The sequence below is a fragment of the Arthrobacter sp. NPDC055138 genome, assembly GCF_053607305.1.
In genome coordinates this window covers 140,018-157,936 of sequence record NZ_JBSGTH010000002.1, presented here as the reverse complement: position 1 = coordinate 157,936, position 17,919 = coordinate 140,018, and the positions used below count along the sequence as shown (strand labels likewise).

Annotated in this window: 14 protein-coding genes; 5 read left to right on the top strand and 9 right to left on the bottom strand. The window is 68.1% G+C overall.

The window, feature by feature from the left end; all coding sequences use genetic code 11:
- Positions 1-7: 7 nt before the first annotated feature.
- The 4 genes from alaS to rpsD all read right to left on the bottom strand — a co-directional run bounded on the left by alaS (position 8) and on the right by rpsD (position 4,280).
- Positions 8-2,686, bottom strand: coding sequence for an alanine--tRNA ligase (alaS, locus tag ACWF5H_RS05895; protein ID WP_364647330.1), 2,679 nt, complete (start codon positions 2,684-2,686; stop codon positions 8-10).
- A gap of 78 nt (positions 2,687-2,764) precedes the next feature.
- Entirely contained in the window at positions 2,765-2,998 is a 234-nt protein-coding gene (locus tag ACWF5H_RS05890) for a DUF6167 family protein (RefSeq protein WP_452035545.1), read from the bottom strand.
- A gap of 18 nt (positions 2,999-3,016) precedes the next feature.
- The gene (locus ACWF5H_RS05885; RefSeq protein ID WP_127512668.1) at positions 3,017-3,400 is read right to left on the bottom strand and encodes a DUF948 domain-containing protein; all 384 of its coding nucleotides are present in this window, start codon (positions 3,398-3,400) and stop codon (positions 3,017-3,019) included.
- Between the two features lie 253 nt (positions 3,401-3,653).
- The gene (rpsD, locus tag ACWF5H_RS05880; RefSeq protein ID WP_136785369.1) at positions 3,654-4,280 is read right to left on the bottom strand and encodes a 30S ribosomal protein S4; all 627 of its coding nucleotides are present in this window, start codon (positions 4,278-4,280) and stop codon (positions 3,654-3,656) included.
- A gap of 215 nt (positions 4,281-4,495) precedes the next feature.
- Here rpsD and dtd point away from each other — a divergent pair, with 215 nt between their 5' ends.
- Positions 4,496-4,948: a D-aminoacyl-tRNA deacylase gene (gene dtd, locus ACWF5H_RS05875; RefSeq protein WP_452035543.1), complete on the top strand. Its 453-nt coding sequence runs from the start codon at positions 4,496-4,498 to the stop codon at positions 4,946-4,948.
- A gap of 37 nt (positions 4,949-4,985) precedes the next feature.
- On the opposite strand, the gene ACWF5H_RS05870 is transcribed toward dtd, so the two are convergent.
- The 3 genes from ACWF5H_RS05870 to aspS all read right to left on the bottom strand — a co-directional run bounded on the left by ACWF5H_RS05870 (position 4,986) and on the right by aspS (position 9,072).
- Positions 4,986-6,416 carry a replication-associated recombination protein A gene (locus tag ACWF5H_RS05870; protein WP_452035541.1) on the bottom strand — a complete coding sequence of 477 codons (1,431 nt, stop codon included), beginning with the start codon at positions 6,414-6,416 and terminating at the stop codon, positions 4,986-4,988.
- A 116-nt stretch (positions 6,417-6,532) separates the two neighbouring features.
- A complete protein-coding gene (locus ACWF5H_RS05865) occupies positions 6,533-7,150 on the bottom strand; it encodes a GNAT family N-acetyltransferase (RefSeq protein ID WP_452035540.1) in 618 nt (205 codons plus the stop codon).
- A gap of 110 nt (positions 7,151-7,260) precedes the next feature.
- Positions 7,261-9,072, bottom strand: a complete 1,812-nt coding sequence (gene aspS / locus ACWF5H_RS05860) for an aspartate--tRNA ligase (protein WP_452035538.1) — start codon at positions 9,070-9,072, stop codon at positions 7,261-7,263.
- Between the two features lie 209 nt (positions 9,073-9,281).
- On the opposite strand from aspS, the gene ACWF5H_RS05855 reads away from it, so the two are divergent.
- Complete coding sequence (locus tag ACWF5H_RS05855) at positions 9,282-10,532, top strand: APC family permease (protein ID WP_452035537.1); 1,251 nt, start codon at positions 9,282-9,284, stop codon at positions 10,530-10,532.
- 90 nt (positions 10,533-10,622) lie between these two features.
- On the opposite strand, the gene hisS is transcribed toward ACWF5H_RS05855, so the two are convergent.
- Positions 10,623-11,972, bottom strand: a complete 1,350-nt coding sequence (gene hisS / locus ACWF5H_RS05850; RefSeq protein WP_452035535.1) for a histidine--tRNA ligase — start codon at positions 11,970-11,972, stop codon at positions 10,623-10,625.
- Between the two features lie 192 nt (positions 11,973-12,164).
- Here hisS and ACWF5H_RS05845 point away from each other — a divergent pair, with 192 nt between their 5' ends.
- The 3 genes from ACWF5H_RS05845 to ACWF5H_RS05835 all read left to right on the top strand — a co-directional run bounded on the left by ACWF5H_RS05845 (position 12,165) and on the right by ACWF5H_RS05835 (position 15,568).
- Positions 12,165-12,956, top strand: coding sequence for a peptidylprolyl isomerase (locus tag ACWF5H_RS05845; RefSeq protein ID WP_452035533.1), 792 nt, complete (start codon positions 12,165-12,167; stop codon positions 12,954-12,956).
- 283 nt (positions 12,957-13,239) lie between these two features.
- Complete coding sequence (locus ACWF5H_RS05840) at positions 13,240-14,856, top strand: DUF349 domain-containing protein (RefSeq protein ID WP_452036049.1); 1,617 nt, start codon at positions 13,240-13,242, stop codon at positions 14,854-14,856.
- A gap of 97 nt (positions 14,857-14,953) precedes the next feature.
- A complete protein-coding gene (locus ACWF5H_RS05835; protein WP_452035531.1) occupies positions 14,954-15,568 on the top strand; it encodes a type IV toxin-antitoxin system AbiEi family antitoxin in 615 nt (204 codons plus the stop codon).
- A gap of 83 nt (positions 15,569-15,651) precedes the next feature.
- Here the strand turns inward: ACWF5H_RS05835 and ACWF5H_RS05830 are convergent, their stop codons facing one another.
- A complete protein-coding gene (locus tag ACWF5H_RS05830; protein ID WP_452035530.1) occupies positions 15,652-17,862 on the bottom strand; it encodes a RelA/SpoT family protein in 2,211 nt (736 codons plus the stop codon).
- Between the last annotated feature and the right edge of the window lie 57 nt (positions 17,863-17,919).

Below are 17,919 nucleotides of genomic sequence, written 5' to 3'. Positions count from 1 at the left end.
CGGGCCCCTAGCGGTTCGCGACCGCGGCCGTCACGGCGGCCAGTGCCTCGTCGATCTTGGCTGCATCGGATCCGCCGCCCTGGGCAACGTCGTCCTTGCCGCCGCCGCCGCCACCCAGCACCCCGGCGGCGACCTTGACCAGCGCACCGGCCTTGACACCGGCGGCGCGTGCCGCCTCGTTGGTCGCCACCAGGATCAGCGGACGGCCGTTGGCCACGCCCGTCATCGCCACGGTGACCGGCTCGGAGCCCAAGCGCGTCCGCAGGTCCAGGGCCAGGTTGCGCAGGTCGTCGGCGCCGTTGAGGTCGCCAACGTTGTGCGCCAGCAAGCGGATGCCTGCCACGTCCTGCGCCTGGGAGACCAGCGCGCCGGCGGAGGCTGCCAGTTGTTCCTTGCGCAGCTTGTCCAGTTCCTTCTCAACGGACTTCAGCTTGGCCAGCGTGGCGGCGATGCGCTCGGGCAGCTGGGCGCCGGGAACCTTGAGCATCTCGGACAGCTCGGTCACCAGTGCGCGCTCGGCGGCCATGTGGCGGAAGGCCTCCATGCCCACGAACGCCTCCACCCGCCGGTTGCCGGAGCCCACGGAGGCCTCGCCCAGCAGCATCAGCGAGCCGATCTGCGAGGTGCCCTCCACATGGGTGCCGCCGCAGAGTTCGCGAGACCAGGCGCCGTCGATCTCCACCACGCGCACGGTGTCCCCGTAGGCCTCGCCGAAGAGCGCCGTGGCGCCCAGCTCGCGGGCCTGGGCCAGCGGCATCACGCGGGTCTGGACCTCGAAGTTGTTGCGGATGGCCAGGTTGGAAACCTCTTCGACCTCCGACTTGGCGGCGTCGGAGAGGCCCTCGCCCCAGGAGAAGTCGAAGCGGAGGTAGCCGGCCTTGTTGAAGGAACCGCGCTGCAGCGCCTCCGGGCCCAGGATCTGGTGCAGGGCGGCGTGGATGATGTGCGTGCCGGAGTGCGCCTGCTCGCCGGCGTGGCGGCGCTGCGCGTCCACTGCGGCCTGGACCGTGGCGCCGGCGGGCAGTTCGCCTTCGCGGACCACGGCCTTGTGCACGCTCAGGCCCTTGACCGGCTTCTGCACGTCCAGCACCTCGACCACGAACCCGTCGCCGGTGATCAGCCCGACGTCGGCGGCCTGGCCGCCGGCCTCGGCGTAGAACGGGGTCGCGTCGAGCACCAGCTCGATTTCCTCGCCCTGGCCGGCGAAACCTCGCACCTCGCCGCCGCGGACAATGCCGCGCACGGTGGACTCGGTGTTCAGCTCGTCGTAGCCGGTGAAAACGGTTTCGCCCTCGGCCAGCATTTCGCGGAAGACGGTCACGTCGGCGTGGCCCAGCTTCTTACCGCGGGCATCGGCCTGGGCGCGCTGGCGCTGCTCGGCCATCAGCGTGCGGAAACCGGCCTCGTCCACCTGCAGGCCCGCTTCTTCGGCCATTTCCAGCGTGAGGTCGATCGGGAAGCCGTAAGTGTCGTGCAGGGTGAAGGCATCCTCGCCGGAAAGCGGCTTCGACGCGGCCTTCGATTCCTTCACGGCCTCTTCCAGCCGCGCGGTGCCGGAGGCGATGGTGCGCAGGAAGGCCTTCTCTTCGGCATAGGCGATCCGGCTGATCCGCTCAAAGTCGTCCGCCACCGCCGGGTAGGTGCCCTTCATGGCGTCGCGGGAGACCGGCAGCAGCTCCGGCAGGCATGCCTTTTCCACACCGAGCAGGCGCATGGCGCGCACGGCACGGCGGATCAGGCGGCGCAGCACATAGCCACGGCCCTCGTTGGAGGGGGTCACGCCGTCGGAAATCAGCATCAGTGCCGAGCGGATGTGGTCGGCGACCACGCGCAGCCGCACGTCGTCGGTGTGGTGCGGGTCGTCGTCGGACTCGGCGCTGGTGTATTCCCGACCGGAAATTTCCGCAGCTTTGTCCAGCACGGGGCGGACCTGGTCCGTCTCGTACATGTTCTCCACGCCCTGCAGGATCATCGCGAGGCGTTCCATGCCCAGGCCGGTGTCAATGTTCTTCTGCGGCAGCTCGCCGAGGATCTCGAAGTCTTCCTTACCGATGCCGGCGCCGCGCTGGTACTGCATGAAGACCAGGTTCCAGATCTCGATGTAGCGGGTCTCGTCGGCGATCGGGCCGCCCTCGATCCCGTACTCCGGACCGCGGTCGTAGAAGATTTCCGAGCAGGGGCCGGCCGGGCCGGGCTGGCCGGTGGACCAGTAGTTGTCCTTCTTGCCGGATTTCTGGATCCGGTCGGCCGGGACACCTACCTGGTCGCGCCAGATGGCGAGGGCTTCCTCATCCTCTTCGTAGACGGTGATCCAGAGCTTCTCCGGCGGCAGGCCGTAGCCGCCCTGCTCCACCGGGCTGGTCAGCAGTTCCCAGGCCATCGCGATGGCCTGCTCCTTGAAGTAGTCGCCGAAGGAGAAGTTGCCGCACATCTGGAAGAACGTGCCGTGCCGGACCGTCTTGCCGACCTCTTCGATGTCCGCGGTGCGGATGCACTTCTGCACGCTGGTGGCGCGCGGGTACGGCGGCGTTTCGCGCGCGGTCAGGTACGGGATGAACGGCACCATGCCCGCCACGGTGAACAGCAGCGAAGGGTCCGGCGACACCAAGGACGCCGACGGGACCACGGCATGGCCCTTTTTCTCGAAGAAGTCGAGCCAGCGGCGGACAATCTCGTGGGATTTCATGGTGCCTGTGTCTTACCTTCCAGGGTACAAACCGCCCGTGCGGGCCGGTGCGTGGCTTGAATGCCGTCCTAAAAAAACTTAGCGCGTGCGGACGTCGTCGGCGGAATCGATGCCCAGGGCCAGACGCAGGTCCGTTTCGCGTTCCTGCATTCCGTCCCGGACCGCGTCGGCGAAGGTGGCCACCGAATCGGCCACCTGTCCCAGCGCGCGGTTCAGTCCGGCCGGTCCCAGCGCGTCCCGCGTCTGGGAGAGCTTGCGGACCGCCAGCACGCCGATCGCCACACCTGCGGCCATCCAAATCATTCGCTTCATGTCGGTTCCTCTCGCGGATTAGCGGCCGCGGCGGCGCTTGCCCTCGGGCGCGCCCTTGCCGGCGGTGTTGAAGGCGCTGCGCACGCCGTAGGAGAAGGCTGCCACCTTGATCAGCGGCGAGCCCAGGGTCGCGGAGAGCAGCGACGTCAGGGCGGAAACATTGGCCGAGGCGTCCGACACGTTGTTGGAGATGCCGTCGACCTTCCGCAACTGTTCGTTGGTGGTGCTGACCGTGGTGGTGACTTCGCCAATCAACGGGGTGGTGCCGTCGCTGAGCTCGCGGATGGCCTGGCGCAGTTCATCAAACACTTTGCCGAGCTTCCATACCGGGATGGCCAGCAGGGCCACCAGCACCGCGAATACTCCCGCGGCGATCAGACCGGCGATATCTCCACCTGACATAGGTTCAAACGCTCCTCTTGTTGGTTGACGGCGTCATCCGGTCCGCGCGCAGCGCAGGCAAGCCTTGTGCTGCGGGGTCCGGCTGACGACGGCGGGGCGTGCCTAGTCCAGGCATCTTTCCCACCACTCTCATCACCTTACCTACTGAACAGCCCGCGGCCGATGCCGCGGGCTGTTCAGCGCCGCCTCCGTGCACGGAGGCGGCATCTCGCTGGGGTGGTTCCGTAGGTTTTCAGGCCCCGGAACTACGTTTCTAGCGAGCGTAGTATTCGACCACCAGCTGCTCTTCGCAGGTCACGGGAACCTCGGAGCGCTTGGGGCGGCGGACCAGGCGGGCCTGCAGCTTCTCCAAAGCAACATCGAGGTACGCCGGAACGTTGGGGAGCACGTCGCGGTGAGCGCCGGCAGCTGCCACCTGGAATGGGGGCATCTTTTCGGAGCGCTCGTGCACGTGGATCAGCTGGCCCTCGGAAACGCGGAAGGACGGGCGGTCCACGCGCTTGCCGTTGACCATGATGTGGCGGTGCACCACAAGCTGGCGGGCCTGGGCGATGGTGCGGGCGAAGCCGGCACGCAGCACCAGGGCGTCGAGACGCATTTCCAGCAGCTCGATCAGGTTTTCACCGGTCAGACCGGCGGTGTTGCGGGCTTCCTCGAAGACACGGGTCATCTGTGCTTCGCGGATGCCGTACTGGGCACGCAGACGCTGCTTTTCGCGCAGACGTACGGCGTAGTCACTGTCCTGCTTGCGGCGGGCGCGTCCGTGCTGGCCGGGGCCGTACGGACGACGCTCCATGTACTTCTCAGCCTTGGGCGTCAGGGCAATGCCAAGGGCACGCGAAATGCGGACCTTGCGGCGGGCTCGTGTGTTGTTAGCCACGATGTCCTTCCAGTTATGTGCGGTGTAATGGTTTGCTGGCCTCCAAGTCCCGGAGAGCGTTGGTCAACCGCTACCTTCAGCTACAGTCCGTCCCGGGCACGCTTCTCCCCTTCGCTGAAGAGCTTGAGGGATCGACGGCGCAAGAACGGCTTGCCAGTCAGCCAACCATTCTAGCATCAGCCAGCCGGCCGCCCTGCCACGTCTAGGCTGGCTGGATGCGAGCCATTCTGCAGCGCGCAAGCCGCGCCAGCGTCAGCGTCGACGGCACGGTAGTGGGTGCCCTGTCCGGCCCAGGCCTGGTGGTGCTGGTGGGCGCCACCCATGCCGACACCGGCCAGGACGCCGCGGTGCTGGCGGAGAAGATCTGGCGGCTGCGCATCCTGGACGGCGAGCTCTCCTGCGCCGATGCCGGCGCACCGCTGCTGGTGGTCAGCCAGTTCACGCTGTACGCAGATACCCGGCGCGGCCGGCGGCCGTCCTGGTCCGCGGCCGCGCCCGGTGAGGTCAGTGAACCGCTGCTGGATCACTTCGTCGCGGAGCTGCGCGGCTTGGGCGCCCAGGTGGCGACCGGTGTCTTCGGCGCCATGATGGAGGTGGAACTGGTGAACTCCGGCCCGTTCACCATCAGTCTGGACACCGAGGATTTCGCCAGGCCGCGCCGCGGGTAGGGCGGCCTGCCGTGGAGAAGCCGGGACCCCGCCGTCGTCAGGATCCGCGGATGATCTTGCGCAGCCGGTCCACCCGGGCCGAGATCTCCCGCTCCGCGCCGTTGGTGGTGGGTTCGTAGTAGTTCCGGCCCACCAAGTCGTCCGGCGCGTACTGCTGGGCGGCGATCCCGTGCGGGGCGTCGTGCGAGTACACATAGCCCTTGCCATGGCCCATCCCCTTGGCCCCCGCGTAGTGGGAGTCGCGCAGGTGGACCGGAACCCCTTGGCCGCGCCCCGCCCGGACGTCCGCCACCGCGGCGTTGATCGCGTCGTGGCAGGCCGGCGACTTCGGCGCCGTGGCGATGTGGACCACGGCCTGGGCCAACACCAGCCGGGCTTCGGGCATGCCGATCAATTGGACGGCCTGGGCCGCGGCGACCGCGGTCTGCAACGCGGTGGGATCGGCCATCCCCACGTCCTCGGAGGCGTGGACCATGATCCGGCGCGCCACGAAGCGCGGGTCCTCCCCCGCCTCCAGCATCCGCGCCATGTAGTGCAGCGCGGCGTCCACATCGGAGCCGCGCATCGACTTGATGAAGGCACTGGTGATGTCGTAGTGCTGGTCCCCTGCCTTGTCGTAGCGCAGGGCGGCACGGTCCGTGGCGCGCTCCGCGTGGCTGAGTTCCACCCGGACCGGGGCGCCGTCTTCGCCTTCCCCGCCGGACTCGCCCCAGGCCACGCCCGCGGCGGCCTCCAGCGAGGTCAGGCCGCGGCGGGCGTCGCCGGCGGCCAGCCGGACCAGGTGTTCCAGTGCCTCCTCGCTCAGCTCCACGCGGCCGGCCAGCCCGCGCTCGTCCTGGACCGCGCGCACCAGCAACTGCTCAATATCGTCCGCGGTCAGCGGCTTCAGGGTCAGCAGCAACGAACGGGACAACAGCGGCGAGACCACCGAGAAGGATGGATTCTCCGTGGTGGCGGCAACCAGCACCACCCAGCGGTTTTCGACGCCCGGCAGCAGCGCGTCCTGCTGTGCCTTGTTGAACCGGTGGATCTCATCCAGGAACAGCACCGTGGTGGTGCGGTGCAGGTCCCGGGCGGTCAGCGCCTCGTCCATCACCCGGCGCACGTCCTTGACGCCGGCGGTGATCGCGGAGAGCTCCACGAACTTGCGGCCCGGGCCGCGGGCGATCACGTGCGCCAGCGTGGTCTTGCCGGTGCCGGGCGGACCCCACAGCATGACCGACGACGGTCCCGCCGGTCCGGTGGCCGCACCGCCGGCCGCCAGCATGCGCAGCGGCGACCCGGGCTGGAGCAGGTGCTGCTGGCCCACCACGTCATCAAGCGTGCGCGGCCGCATCCGGACCGCCAGCGGACTGCGCGGACGCGTGGATCCGCCGCCGTCACCGGACGCCGAGTTGTGGCCGTGGCCGCTGCCCCCGCCGTCGTAGTCTTCGTCGTCACCCGCGGCTGCACTGAACAAATCACTCACACCGTCAAGGCTATCCGTTCATCCGCCCTGCTCCGCCGGCAGCGTCCAGGGCCGCGCCGGCGCGGTTCTGCCTGCGGTGCCGCGGCCCCGATGTCCCCGCAGGGCGCGCCGTCCGGTTAGTGCTCGAAGTCGATCCGCATCACTGCCCGGCGGGCGGTGGGGCGGCTGACTTCGCGGAAACCGGCCGCGGCGAAGATGCTGCGGCTGCCAACGTAGAGTTCACCCCACGTCATTTCCTGCCCGGGCTTCGGAATGAGCGGATACCCTTCGACGGCCCGGGCGCCGTTCTCCTGCGCCCAGGCCGGCACGGCCGCGGCCAGCGCCCTGCTAATGCCGCGGCGCCGGAACCCCGCCCGGGTCACGAAGCACACCGCGGCCCAGACGGTGCCGTCGTCCGGGTCGTCGTCGCGGCCGGCCCACACCACCCGGCTGGTCCGCAGGCGCCGGTAGGCGGTCCGCGGTTCCACCGCGCACCAACCGGCCGGCTCACCGTCCAAATAGGCCACCAGGCCGCTGGTGGAGGCGGCCGCCGGGTCACCGCAGCCGGTCTCGTCCCGGAGCCGGTAGGCCCGTTCCTCCACGTGCTCCTCCCGCCATTGGGCGGCCGGGGTCTGGAACCACTGGCACTGGCAGCGGGACGCCTCGCCGCGGACACCCAGGACTGTCTGCAGTTGGTCCCACGAGGATTCGTTCGCAGGCACGATCGCCACGTCGGCGCCGGTGTCCGTAGTCATGCCCCCAGCAGACAACACGGCGGGCGCGCACCACAAGAGGTGCGCGCCCGCCGTCGTCCGTCAGTGCCGAATGCGTTGCCGGACCGGTGCCCGGGTTGCTTGGCGCCGGGCTACTTGGCCTCAGACTCGGCCGACTCCTTGGCGGAGTCCTTATTCTGCTCCTTGGGCTGCGGCTTGGCGTCCACGCCCGCTTCCTTGCGCTGCTGCGGCGTGATCGCGGCCGGGGCAGCGGTCAGCGGATCGTAGCCGCCGCCGGTCTTCGGGAAGGCGATGACCTCGCGGATGGAATCCTCGCCGGCCAGCAGCGCCACCACGCGGTCCCAGCCGAACGCAATGCCGCCGTGCGGCGGGGCACCGTACTTGAAGCCTTCCAGCAGGAACCCGAACTTGGTCTGCGCCGACTCCTTGTCCAACCCCATCACCTTGAACACGCGCTCCTGCATGTCGCGCTTGTGGATACGGATGGAGCCGCCGCCGATCTCGTTGCCGTTGCAGACAATGTCGTAGGCGTAGGACAGCGCCGACTCCGGATCGGTGTCAAAGGTGTCCATGAACTCCGGCTTGGGCGAGGTGAAGGCGTGGTGCACGGCCGTCCACTTGCCGGAACCGACGGCCACGTCGCCCGAGGCCACGGCGGCTTCGGCGGGCTCGAACATCGGCGCGTCAACCACCCACACGAAGGCCCAGTCGCCGTCCTTGATCAGTCCGGTCCGGTGGCCGATTTCCACCCGGGCCGCGCCGAGCAGGCCGCGCGAGGCGGCGCGGTCGCCGGCGGCGAAGAAGATGCAGTCACCGGGCTTGGCGCCAACCGTGCCGGCCAGGTTTTCGCGCTCGAAGTCGGTGAGGTTCTTGGCCACCGGGCCGGTCAGCTCGCCGTCCTCCTGGACCAGCACGTAGGCAAGGCCCTTGGCGCCGCGCTGCTTGGCCCATTCCTGCCAGGCGTCCAGCGTGCGGCGGGCCTGCGAGGCGCCGCCGGGCATCACCACGGCCCCCACGTACGGGGCCTGGAAGACGCGGAAGGTGGTGTCCTTGAAGAAGTCGGTCAGCTCGGTCAGCTCCTGGCCGAACCGCAGGTCCGGCTTGTCCGAGCCGTACTTGTCCATCGCCTCGGCGTAGGTCATCCGCGCGATCGGGGTGCTGATTTCGACGCCGATCAGCCGCCACAGCGCCTGCACGATCCGCTCGCCCAGCGCGATGATATCGTCCTGGTCCACGAAGCTGGCCTCGATGTCCAACTGGGTGAACTCCGGCTGGCGGTCGGCGCGGAAGTCCTCGTCGCGGTAGCAGCGGGCAATCTGGTAGTACTTCTCGAAGCCGCCCACCTGCAGCAGTTGCTTGAACAGCTGCGGGGACTGCGGCAGCGCGTACCAGGAGCCGGGGGCCAGGCGTGCCGGCACCAGGAAGTCGCGGGCGCCTTCGGGCGTCGAGCGGGTCAGCGTCGGGGTTTCGATCTCCACGAATCCGTCGGCATGCAGCAGTTCGCGTGCCGTCCGGTTGACCTCCGAGCGCAACCGCAGCGCCTTCGACGGGCCGGGCCGGCGCAGGTCCAGGTAGCGGTGCTTGAGCCGGGCTTCCTCGCCCACCTCCACATGCTCGTCCACCTGGAACGGCAGCGGGTCGGCGGTATTGAGAACGACGACGTCCTCCGCGATGACCTCTACCTCGCCGCTGGCAAGGCCCGGGTTTTCGTTGCCCTCGGGGCGCTTCTCCACGGTGCCTTTGATCTGCAGCACGTATTCGTTGCGCAGCGCGTGGAAGACATCTTCTTCGCGGACCACCACCTGCGCCACGCCGGAGGCATCGCGCAGATCCAGGAAGGCCACACCACCGTGGTCGCGGCGGCGGGCCACCCAGCCGGCGAGGGTAACGGTTTGTCCGATGTGCTCGGCCCTGAGGGTGCCGAGGTCGTGTGTGCGCAGCACAACAGTCCTTCCGGTAGAACGAATTGCTCAGCTGTCCGCCCGCTGTTGTTTACCTGGTGCGGCGGCGGGGTACGGCTATGGTTAGTGGAGACGTACACGAGTTTACCGTTGATCACGCGGCGCCCCGGACCCGAACCCCGGCCCTGTGGCCCCAGCGGCCCGGCGGGCCGGAGACCCCGCGGGCCCCGCAGCTAGGAGCTGTGGCATCTGTGAGTAGTGAATCATCGCTGGAACGCCGGCTGGGCGGGGTGGACGCCACCACCGTGGGCGTGGGCTCCATGATCGGCGCGGGCGTCTTCGTGGTCTTCACTCCGGCCGCCGCAGCCGCCGGACCCTGGCTGCCGCTGGCGCTGGCCATCGCCGGCCTCGTGGCCTACTGCAATGCCAGCGCCACCGCGCAACTGGCCACCCTCTACCCCACCAGCGGCGGCGCCTACATCTACGGCCGGAAGCGTCTGGGTGAATGGCCCGGCTTCCTGGCCGGCTGGAGCTTCGTCACCGGCAAAATCGCCTCCTGCGCGGCCATGGCGTTGACCTTCGGTATCTACGTTTTCCCCGAGTACGCCACCGCCGCCGCCGTAGCCGCGGTGGTGGTCCTGACGTCGGTCAACCTGCTGGGCATCACGAGGACCGCCTGGGTGACCCGCTGGATCGTGGCTTTCGTGGCCGCCATCCTGGTTTTTGTGGTCGTGGTGGCGTTCGACGCCGATCCCATCGGCGGCCCGGCGACGGCGGCCGGATTTTCCCCGTACGGAGTCCTGCAGGCCGCCGGACTGTTCTTCTTCGCATTCGCCGGCTACGCACGGATTGCGACCATGGGCGAAGAAATCCGCGAACCAAAGAAGCTGATTCCGCTGGCCATCTTCTCCGCGCTGTTGATCACGTTCGTGCTCTACGTGCTGATCGGTCTGGGCCTGCTGCGCTATCTGGGACCGGAGCTGCTGGCGATGACCGAGGCCCCGCTGCACGCGGTCATGGAAGAGGTCGGCGGCGGCGTGGGCACCACGGCCATTGCCATGGCCGCCGCCCTGGCCAGCCTGGGCGCGCTGCTGGCTTTGATCGCAGGCATCGGCCGGACCACCTTTGCCATGGCCCGGGAAGGCGACCTGCCCCGGGTGTTCAGCAAGGTGGGGACGCGCTTCAAGGTTCCGTGGGCGGCGGAACTGGTGGTCGCCGCCGTCGTCATTTTCCTGCTGCTCACCCAGGATGTGCTGGCCGTGGTGGGCTTCTCCAGCTTCGGAGTGCTGATCTATTACAGCGTGGCCAATGCAGCCGCCCTGACTCTGGACGAGCGGCCGTGGCATGCGCCGAAGCTGCTGAACGTTGCCGGGCTGGTCGGTTGCCTGGTCTTGGCCTTCACGCTGCCGTTTACCTCGGTGGTGCTGATGGTGGTTGTCCTCGGCGCCGGCGTGGTCGGCCGCGCCGCCCTGGCGCCGGTCCGCCGTCGGCCCGGCGCCTAAGCACCAACGTCGTCGGGCCGGTCGCCTTGCTGCCAACGCTCGTGCACCGGCAGCAAGGCTGCCGCTCACCGACGCAGGGAACGTCCGAGGTCAGTGCGCGGCGTGCGTGACCTGCGGAACCAAGTCCTCGGCCGGCGGCGTCCAACTGGCGGGATCGGCAGCGTGCTGGTCGCCGGAACGGATGTCCTTCACCTCGTGGCTGTGGCTGCCGTCCTCTGCCACCGAGGTGAACCACACGAACGGGATGCCGCGGCGGTCGGCGTACTTAATCTGCTTGCCGAACTTGTCCGCCTTGGCGGCCACTTCCACGCTGATGCCGCGTTCGCGCAGCTGGCCGGCCACGTCCTGGGCCTGCGACCAGCTGTCCTCGTTCGCCAAGGTGACCAGCACCGCCGTCGGGACCTGCCGCGACGCGGTGGCGAACTCCTGGCCCAGGATCCGCATCACCAGCCGGGTCACGCCGATGGACAGCCCGACGCCGGGGAAGGTGCGGTTGCCCTTGGTGGCCAGCGCGTCATACCGGCCGCCGGAGCAGATGGAGCCGAGCTGTTCGTGGCCCACCAGCACGGTCTCGTAGACGGTGCCGGTGTAGTAGTCCAGCCCGCGGGCGATGCTCAGGTCGGCCATCACCTTGCCGGGGGCGCGCCGGTGCGCCTCGCCGATGACTTCCTCCAGCTCGGCCAAGCCGGTTTCCAGCAGTTCGTGCTCGACGCCGAGGGCCCGCACCTGCTCCACGAAGGACGTGTCTTCGGTGCGAATGGAGGCCAGCTTCAGCGCAGCCTGCGCCTGATCGTCGGTGGCCCCGAGCTCTTCCTGGAGCAGCGCGGCAACCTTTTCGGGGCCGATTTTCTCCAGCTTGTCGATGCTGCGCAGGACGCCTGCGGTATCGGTCAGGCCGATGCCGCGGTAGAAGCCCTCGGCGAGCTTGCGGTTGTTCACGCGCAGCTTGAAGTCGGGGATGGGCAGCGCGCCGAGGGCCTCGACGATCACCAGCGCCAGCTCCACGTCGTAGCGGAACGGCAGCTCGCCGTCGCCCACCACGTCGATGTCCGCTTGGGTGAACTCGCGGGCGCGGCCCTCCTGCGGACGCTCCCCGCGCCATACCTTCTGGATCTGGTAACGACGGAACGGGAAGGCCAGGTGGCCGGCGTTCTCCACCACATAGCGTGCGAACGGCACGGTGAGGTCGAAGTGCAGGGCCAGCTTGTCATCGCCCTTGCCCTCGGCTTCGTCGGCCTGCAGTCGGTGCAGGCCGTAGACCTCTTTATCGATCTCGCCCTTGCGCAGCAGCTGGGCCACGGTTTCGACGGCGCGTGTCTCGATGGAGGAGAAGCCGTGCAGCTCAAAAGTCCGGCGCAGGGAATCCAGCACATGAAGTTCCACGAGCCTCTCCTGCGGAAGCCATTCCGGGAAGCCTGACAGCGAGGCCTTGCGTGCCATACGGACGTATCTCCTAGTAGATGAGGGATCAAGAAGCGGGTCGTTCTGAAGCCGGCGACCGCGCGGCGGCACTGAATCGCTAAACTGGCTGCTGGACCATTTTAAGGCCTGCAACGGCAGCGGAACCAAACCGCCCTGCCGGTGCGGCCCCGCCGGCGGGGCGGACCCAGTCAGCGTAGACCAGGAGGAGCATTGGCACGGAACAGTCCGGACCGCGAGGCCCGGCGGCGTATTGCCAGGATGGAAGCCAAGCGCGACCTGCGCCGGGAGCAGCAGGCGCGGCGCAAGCGGGACAACATTGCCGCCGGCGTGGCCATCGCGGCTTTGATAGCCGGCGCCGTGGCCCTCCAACTGACCGTGTTCGCCGCTAACCCCACCCCGTCCGAGATGGAGCAGGTCCGCCAAGGCCTCGAGAACCCCGCAGCCGCGCCCTCGCCGTCGGCCTCCGCCAACGCAGCCCACATTCCCTCGCCGGAGGTCGCCGCCGGTAAGACTTTCAGCGGCACCATCGCGACCAATGAGGGCGACATCGGCGTGGAACTGGATGGCAAGGCGGCTCCCCAGGCGGCGGCGGTCTTCAGCACCTTGGCGAAGGACGGGTTCTTCGAAGGCAAAACCTGCCACCGGCTCACCACGGCCACCAGCATGGGCGTGCTCCAGTGCGGTTCAGTGGACGGCGCCGGCAGCGGCGATCCCGAATATCAGTGGGGACCGGTGGAGAACACCCCCGAGGACGGCGTCTACCCGGCAGGCACCATCGCCGTCGCCCGCGGTGCCGATACCTACAGCAACGGGACGCAATTCTTCATTGCGTGGAAAGATTCGACGATCCCGCAGGATACCGGCGGCTACACGATTATGGGTAAGGTAACCGAAGGACTGGACGTCATCGAGCAAATTGCGGCCGGCGGCGTCGAGGATGCCAATAGCCAGGACGGCCCGCCTAAAATACCGGTAACAATTAAGTCGTTCACCCTTCAGTGAGCCCAACACCACGACGGTGCCGCCTCAATCGGCGGCCCCGGACACAAGCGAAAGAGTTCTAGCGGTGACACCTAGTCAACAATCCGACGAAACAGCGCCGACCACCGAGACCGAGCAGGCCGCGGCCACTTCGGCACCGGCTCAGCAGGCGCCGGCTCAGCAGGCGCCGGCCGAGCAGACCCAGGCTGAGGCAGACCAGGCTGAGCAGCCGCAGGACGAGGCAGTACCGGCTCCGGCTGTGCAGGCGCAGGCTGAGCAGGCGCAGGCTGAGCAGGCGCAGGCTGTGGCAGAACCCGCTCCGGCTGAGCCCGCGCAGGCCGAGCAGGCGCAGGCTGTGGCAGAACCCGCTCCGGCTGAGCCCGCGCAGGCCGAGCAGACCCAGGCTGTGGCAGACCCGGCCCCGGCCGAGCAGTCTCAGGAAGCGGCCGCTCCTGAAGCGCCGAAACCCGCAGCTGCCGAACCGCAGGCTTCCTCCGAAGCGGCACCGGCCGTCCCCGAAGCTCCCGGCCAGGCCCCGAGCCCAGCCGCCAAGCCGACGCCGAAGCCCATGCCCGGACCGAAGCCAACGCCGGCCGCTATGCCCGGTAAGAGTGCTGCTGGCGCTCCGGCACAGCAGGTCATCCCGGCCCCGGCGGTCGCCTCGACGCCGTTGTCCGAGGCGTCCAAATGGGCCCGGGTAACCGACGACGGGCACGTATTCCTGCTCATCGACGGTCAGGAACACCCGGTCGGGCAATATCCGGACACCACCAAAGACGAGGCGCTGGCGTACTTTGTGCGCAAGTATGACGACGTCGCGGCCCAGGCGGCTCTGCTCGAACAGCGGGTGGAAGCCAAGGCCCCGTCCACCGACATGCACAAGACCCTGGAGCATCTGAAGGCCCAGACGGCCGAGCGCCACATGGTGGGCGACGTGCCCGCATTGGAGGCCCGGTTGGAGGCACTCGGCACTGCCATCAGCGAACTGCAAAAGTCCGAGAAGGCCGGCCAGGAGGCCCAGCGCGCGGCTGAACTGGCTGCCCGCGAGGCCATCGTCGCTGAGGCCGAGGAGATTGCGGGCAAGGATCCGTCGTCGGTGCAGTGGAAGACCAGCAGCGCCCGCATGAATGAGCTCTTCGACGCTTGGAAGTCTGCCCAGAAGAACGGCGTCCGGCTGGGGCGCAGCACAGAGGACGCACTCTGGAAGCGGTTCCGCTCGGCCCGCACGGTCTTCGACCGGCACCGCCGCGCATTCTTCAGCCAGTTGGACAGCGACAACGCTGCGGCCAAGGCTGCCAAGGAAGCCCTGATCGCCCGCGCGGAAGAGCTGTCCAGCTCGACCGACTGGGGCCACACGGCCGCCGAGTACCGCAAGCTGATGGACGACTGGAAGGCTTCCAAACGCGCGAGCCGCAAGGACGATGACGCGCTCTGGACCAGGTTCCGTGCGGCCCAGGACAAGTTCTTCGCTGCACGCCAGTCCGCCAATGAGGCTATCGACCAGGAGTTCTCCGCCAACTTGGCGGTCAAGGAGGCGTTGGTAGCCGAGGCGCAGGCGCTGCTGCCCGTGACCGACCTGGCCGCGGCCAAGAAGTCATTGCAGTCGATCCGCGACCGCTGGGAGGAAGCCGGAAAGGTTCCCCGCGGCGACATGCAGCGGATCGACGCCGGCCTCCGCAAGGTCGAGGATGCCGTCAAGTCGGCCGAGGACGAGCACTGGCGACGGACGAACCCGGAAACCAAGGCCCGCACCAACAGCGCGCTGTCCCAGCTCGAGTCGGCCATTGCCGGGCTCGAGGACGATCTGGCACAGGCCGAACGCGCCGGAGACCAGCGCCGGATCACCGCGGCACGCGAGGCCCTGGATGCGCGCCGCCAGTGGCTGGACACCCTCCAGCGCTCTGCAGAAGACTTCTCCTAGCCGCCAAGCCCTACACAACCGGAGGGGCCGCGACCGCTTTCCACAAGGCGGTCCCGGCCCCTTCGGCTGTCGTGTGCCGTTTGGCATGCTGGCTGGCATGGTCCTTCACCTCTCCCCTGCATGGCCGGTTGGTTCTGCGGCGCAGGCGCCGCCGGCTGTGCTGCGTCCCGGGTATCCGTTCAGTCGCAGCGAACTCGAGTGCATGCGGTTGGACGGCCTCTTGGTCAACGTCTATGGATCGGGGTTTGCGTTGCCATGGGACCAGATCACGCCGCGGCACCGAGCGTCCGCGGCCTTTTTCAGCCTGCCCGAGCAGGTTCGTCGGAAGGTGGTGCTGGGGAGGTTGACGGCTGCGTGGGTATACGGCTGCGCCCCGGAACCCGAAAAGCTCTCGGTACTGCTGGACCACCGGCATCGGGCAATCTCGCAGGGCCGCTACCGTCCGGCCCTGATCCATGAAGTGACGCTGGGCCCCTTGGATACGGTGACCATTGGCGGCGTCCCGGTCAGTACCCCGTTGCGGACCGCACTGGACGTGGCACTGCACGCCCCGGAACCGGATGCGGTCAGTGTCTTGAGCGCGCTGGGCGGAGCCAAGGGACTCGGTTGCCGGCTGGACGTCATCAGGCAGGCCATCGAGGCACGGCCCAGGTTGCCGGGCAAGGCCCGTGCGCTGCAGCGTCTTAACGCAGCGATGGGCGCGGACCCGTAGCCGGCATGTTCCGCCCGGCGCAGCCAAGGTGCACGCGCCGGACGCTCCGCCGCGCGCGGGCCAGTGCGGGCTGCAGAACCGGGTCAGCGGCGCTGTGACCCCGAGGTGCGGTAGACGTCGTACACGCCGTCGATGCGCCGGACGGCACTGAGGACGTGGCTCAGGTACTTCGGGTCGCCCATCTCGAAGGAGAACCGCGATATGGCCAGCCTGTCGCTTGAGGTATGCACCGTCGCGGAGAGGATGTTGACGTGGTTCTCGGCCAATACGCGGGTGACGTCGGAGAGCAGGCTCTTGCGGTCCAGCGCCTCCACCTGGATCTCCACCAGGAACACGCTGGACTGCGTGGGCGCCCAGGCGACGTTGACCATGCGGTCGGGGCTTTCCCGCAGCTCCGCCACGTTACGGCAGTCGGAGCGGTGTACGGAGACGCCCGAACCTCGGGTGACGAAACCGACGATCGGATCCGGCGGAACCGGCGTGCAGCACCGGGCCAGCTTGACCCAGACATCGCCCACACCAACCACGGTGACCCCGGAATCGGGATGCTTCGGCCGCTTGACCACAGTCGAAATGGACGGCTCGGATTCCTCGACAGCTTCCTGTCCGCCGAGCAGGCCCACCAGGTGCTCGATGACGTTCTGCGCGGAGGTATGGCCGTCGCCCACCGCGGCATACAGCGCAGACACATCCGCGTGATGCAGTTCCTGGGCCACCGACATCAACGCATCATGCGTCATCATCTTCTGCAGCGGCAGATTCTGCTTCCGCATGGCGCGGGTGAGATGTTCCTTGCCCTTTTCGATCGCCTCTTCGCGGCGCTCCTTGGTGAACCACTGGCGGATCTTGTTCCGCGCCCGCGGACTCTTGACGAAGCCCTGCCAATCCTGGCTCGGACCAGCGCCCTCGGCTTTGGAGGTGAAGATCTCCACCCAGTCGCCGTGGTTGAGCTCGCTGTTGAGCGGCACCAGTTTGCCGTTGACCCGCGCACCGATCGTGCGGTGGCCCACCTCGGTATGCACCGCGTAGGCAAAGTCCACCGGCGTTGAGCCGGCCGGCAGCGCCATCACTTCGCCCTTGGGCGTGAAGACGAAGACTTCCTTGGCGTTGATCTCAAACCGGAGGGAGTCCAGGAACTCGGCCGGATCGCTGGTCTCCTGCTGCCAATCGACAAGGCTCCGGAGCCAACCCATGTCACCGCCGTCGGCAGTGCCGCCGCGGGCAATGTCCTTGTACTTCCAGTGGGCCGCAACGCCGTATTCGGCGCGGCGGTGCATCTCATGGGTGCGGATCTGGATTTCCACCGGCTTGCCGCCCGGGCCGATCACCGTCGTGTGCAGCGACTGGTACATATTGAACTTGGGCATGGCGATGTAGTCTTTGAACCGGCCAGGCAGCGGGTTCCACCGCGAATGCAGGGCGCCCAGCGCCGCATAGCAGTCGCGGACGGTGTCCACCAGCACCCGGATGCCCATCAGGTCGTGGATGTCGTCGAAGTCCTTACCCCGCACAATCATCTTCTGATAGATGGAGTAGTAGTGCTTCGGCCGGCCCGTGATCGTGGCCTTGATCTTGACCGCACGCAGATCATCGCCGATCTTGGTGCGCAGGGTGGTCAGGTACTTCTCGCGTTCGGGGGTGCGCTCCCCCACCATCCGCACGATCTCCTCGTAGACCTTGGGGTGTAGGGCCGCGAACGAGAGGTCTTCCAGCTCCCACTTGATGGTGTTCATGCCCAGCCGGTGGGCCAGCGGCGCGAAGATCTCCAGCGTCTCGCGGGCCTTCTTGGCTGACGACTCCGGGGACACGAAGCGCCAGGTGCGGGCATTGTGCAGCCGGTCGGCCAGTTTGATCACCAGGACGCGGATGTCCTTGGCCATCGCCACGACCATTTTGCGCACGGTCTCCGACTGGGCGGCGTCGCCGAACTGCACCTTGTCCAACTTGGTGACGCCGTCCACCAGCATGGCGACCTCTGGGCCGAACTCCTTCTTCAGCGTGTCGAGGGTGTATTCCGTATCCTCGACGGTGTCGTGAAGCAGCGCGGCGGCCAGCGTCGTGCCTGTCATGCCCAATTCGGCCAGGATGGTGGCGACGGCCACCGGGTGCGTGATGTACGGATCGCCGCTCTTGCGCTTCTGGCCGCGGTGGCTGCGCTCTGCCACAACGAAGGCGCGCTGGATCAGGTCGAAGTCCTCGCGCGGGTTGTTCGCCCGGACGGTTCGCAACAGCGGCTCGAGGATCGGCGAATAGCCGGATCCTCCTCTGCCCGCCAACCGGGCCAGCCGGGACATGGTGCGTTCCCGGCGGCCGGGGAACGCGTGTCGGACCGGTGCGGAGGCCGGAGCGTC

Bases quoted from the DNA above. Each gene is read 5' to 3' on its own strand.
- dtd (WP_452035543.1), top strand. From the start codon at position 4,496: ATGCGAGCCATTCTGCAGCGCGCAAGCCGCGCCAGCGTCAGCGTCGAC.
- ACWF5H_RS05830 (WP_452035530.1), bottom strand. From the start codon at position 17,862: ATGTCCCGGCTGGCCCGGTTGGCGGGCAGAGGAGGATCCGGCTATTCG.
- ACWF5H_RS05835 (WP_452035531.1), top strand. From the start codon at position 14,954: ATGGTCCTTCACCTCTCCCCTGCATGGCCGGTTGGTTCTGCGGCGCAG.
- ACWF5H_RS05890 (WP_452035545.1), bottom strand. From the start codon at position 2,998: ATGAAGCGAATGATTTGGATGGCCGCAGGTGTGGCGATCGGCGTGCTG.
- ACWF5H_RS05885 (WP_127512668.1), bottom strand. From the start codon at position 3,400: ATGTCAGGTGGAGATATCGCCGGTCTGATCGCCGCGGGAGTATTCGCG.
- ACWF5H_RS05865 (WP_452035540.1), bottom strand. From the start codon at position 7,150: ATGACTACGGACACCGGCGCCGACGTGGCGATCGTGCCTGCGAACGAA.
- hisS (WP_452035535.1), bottom strand. From the start codon at position 11,972: ATGGCACGCAAGGCCTCGCTGTCAGGCTTCCCGGAATGGCTTCCGCAG.
- alaS (WP_364647330.1), bottom strand. From the start codon at position 2,686: ATGAAATCCCACGAGATTGTCCGCCGCTGGCTCGACTTCTTCGAGAAA.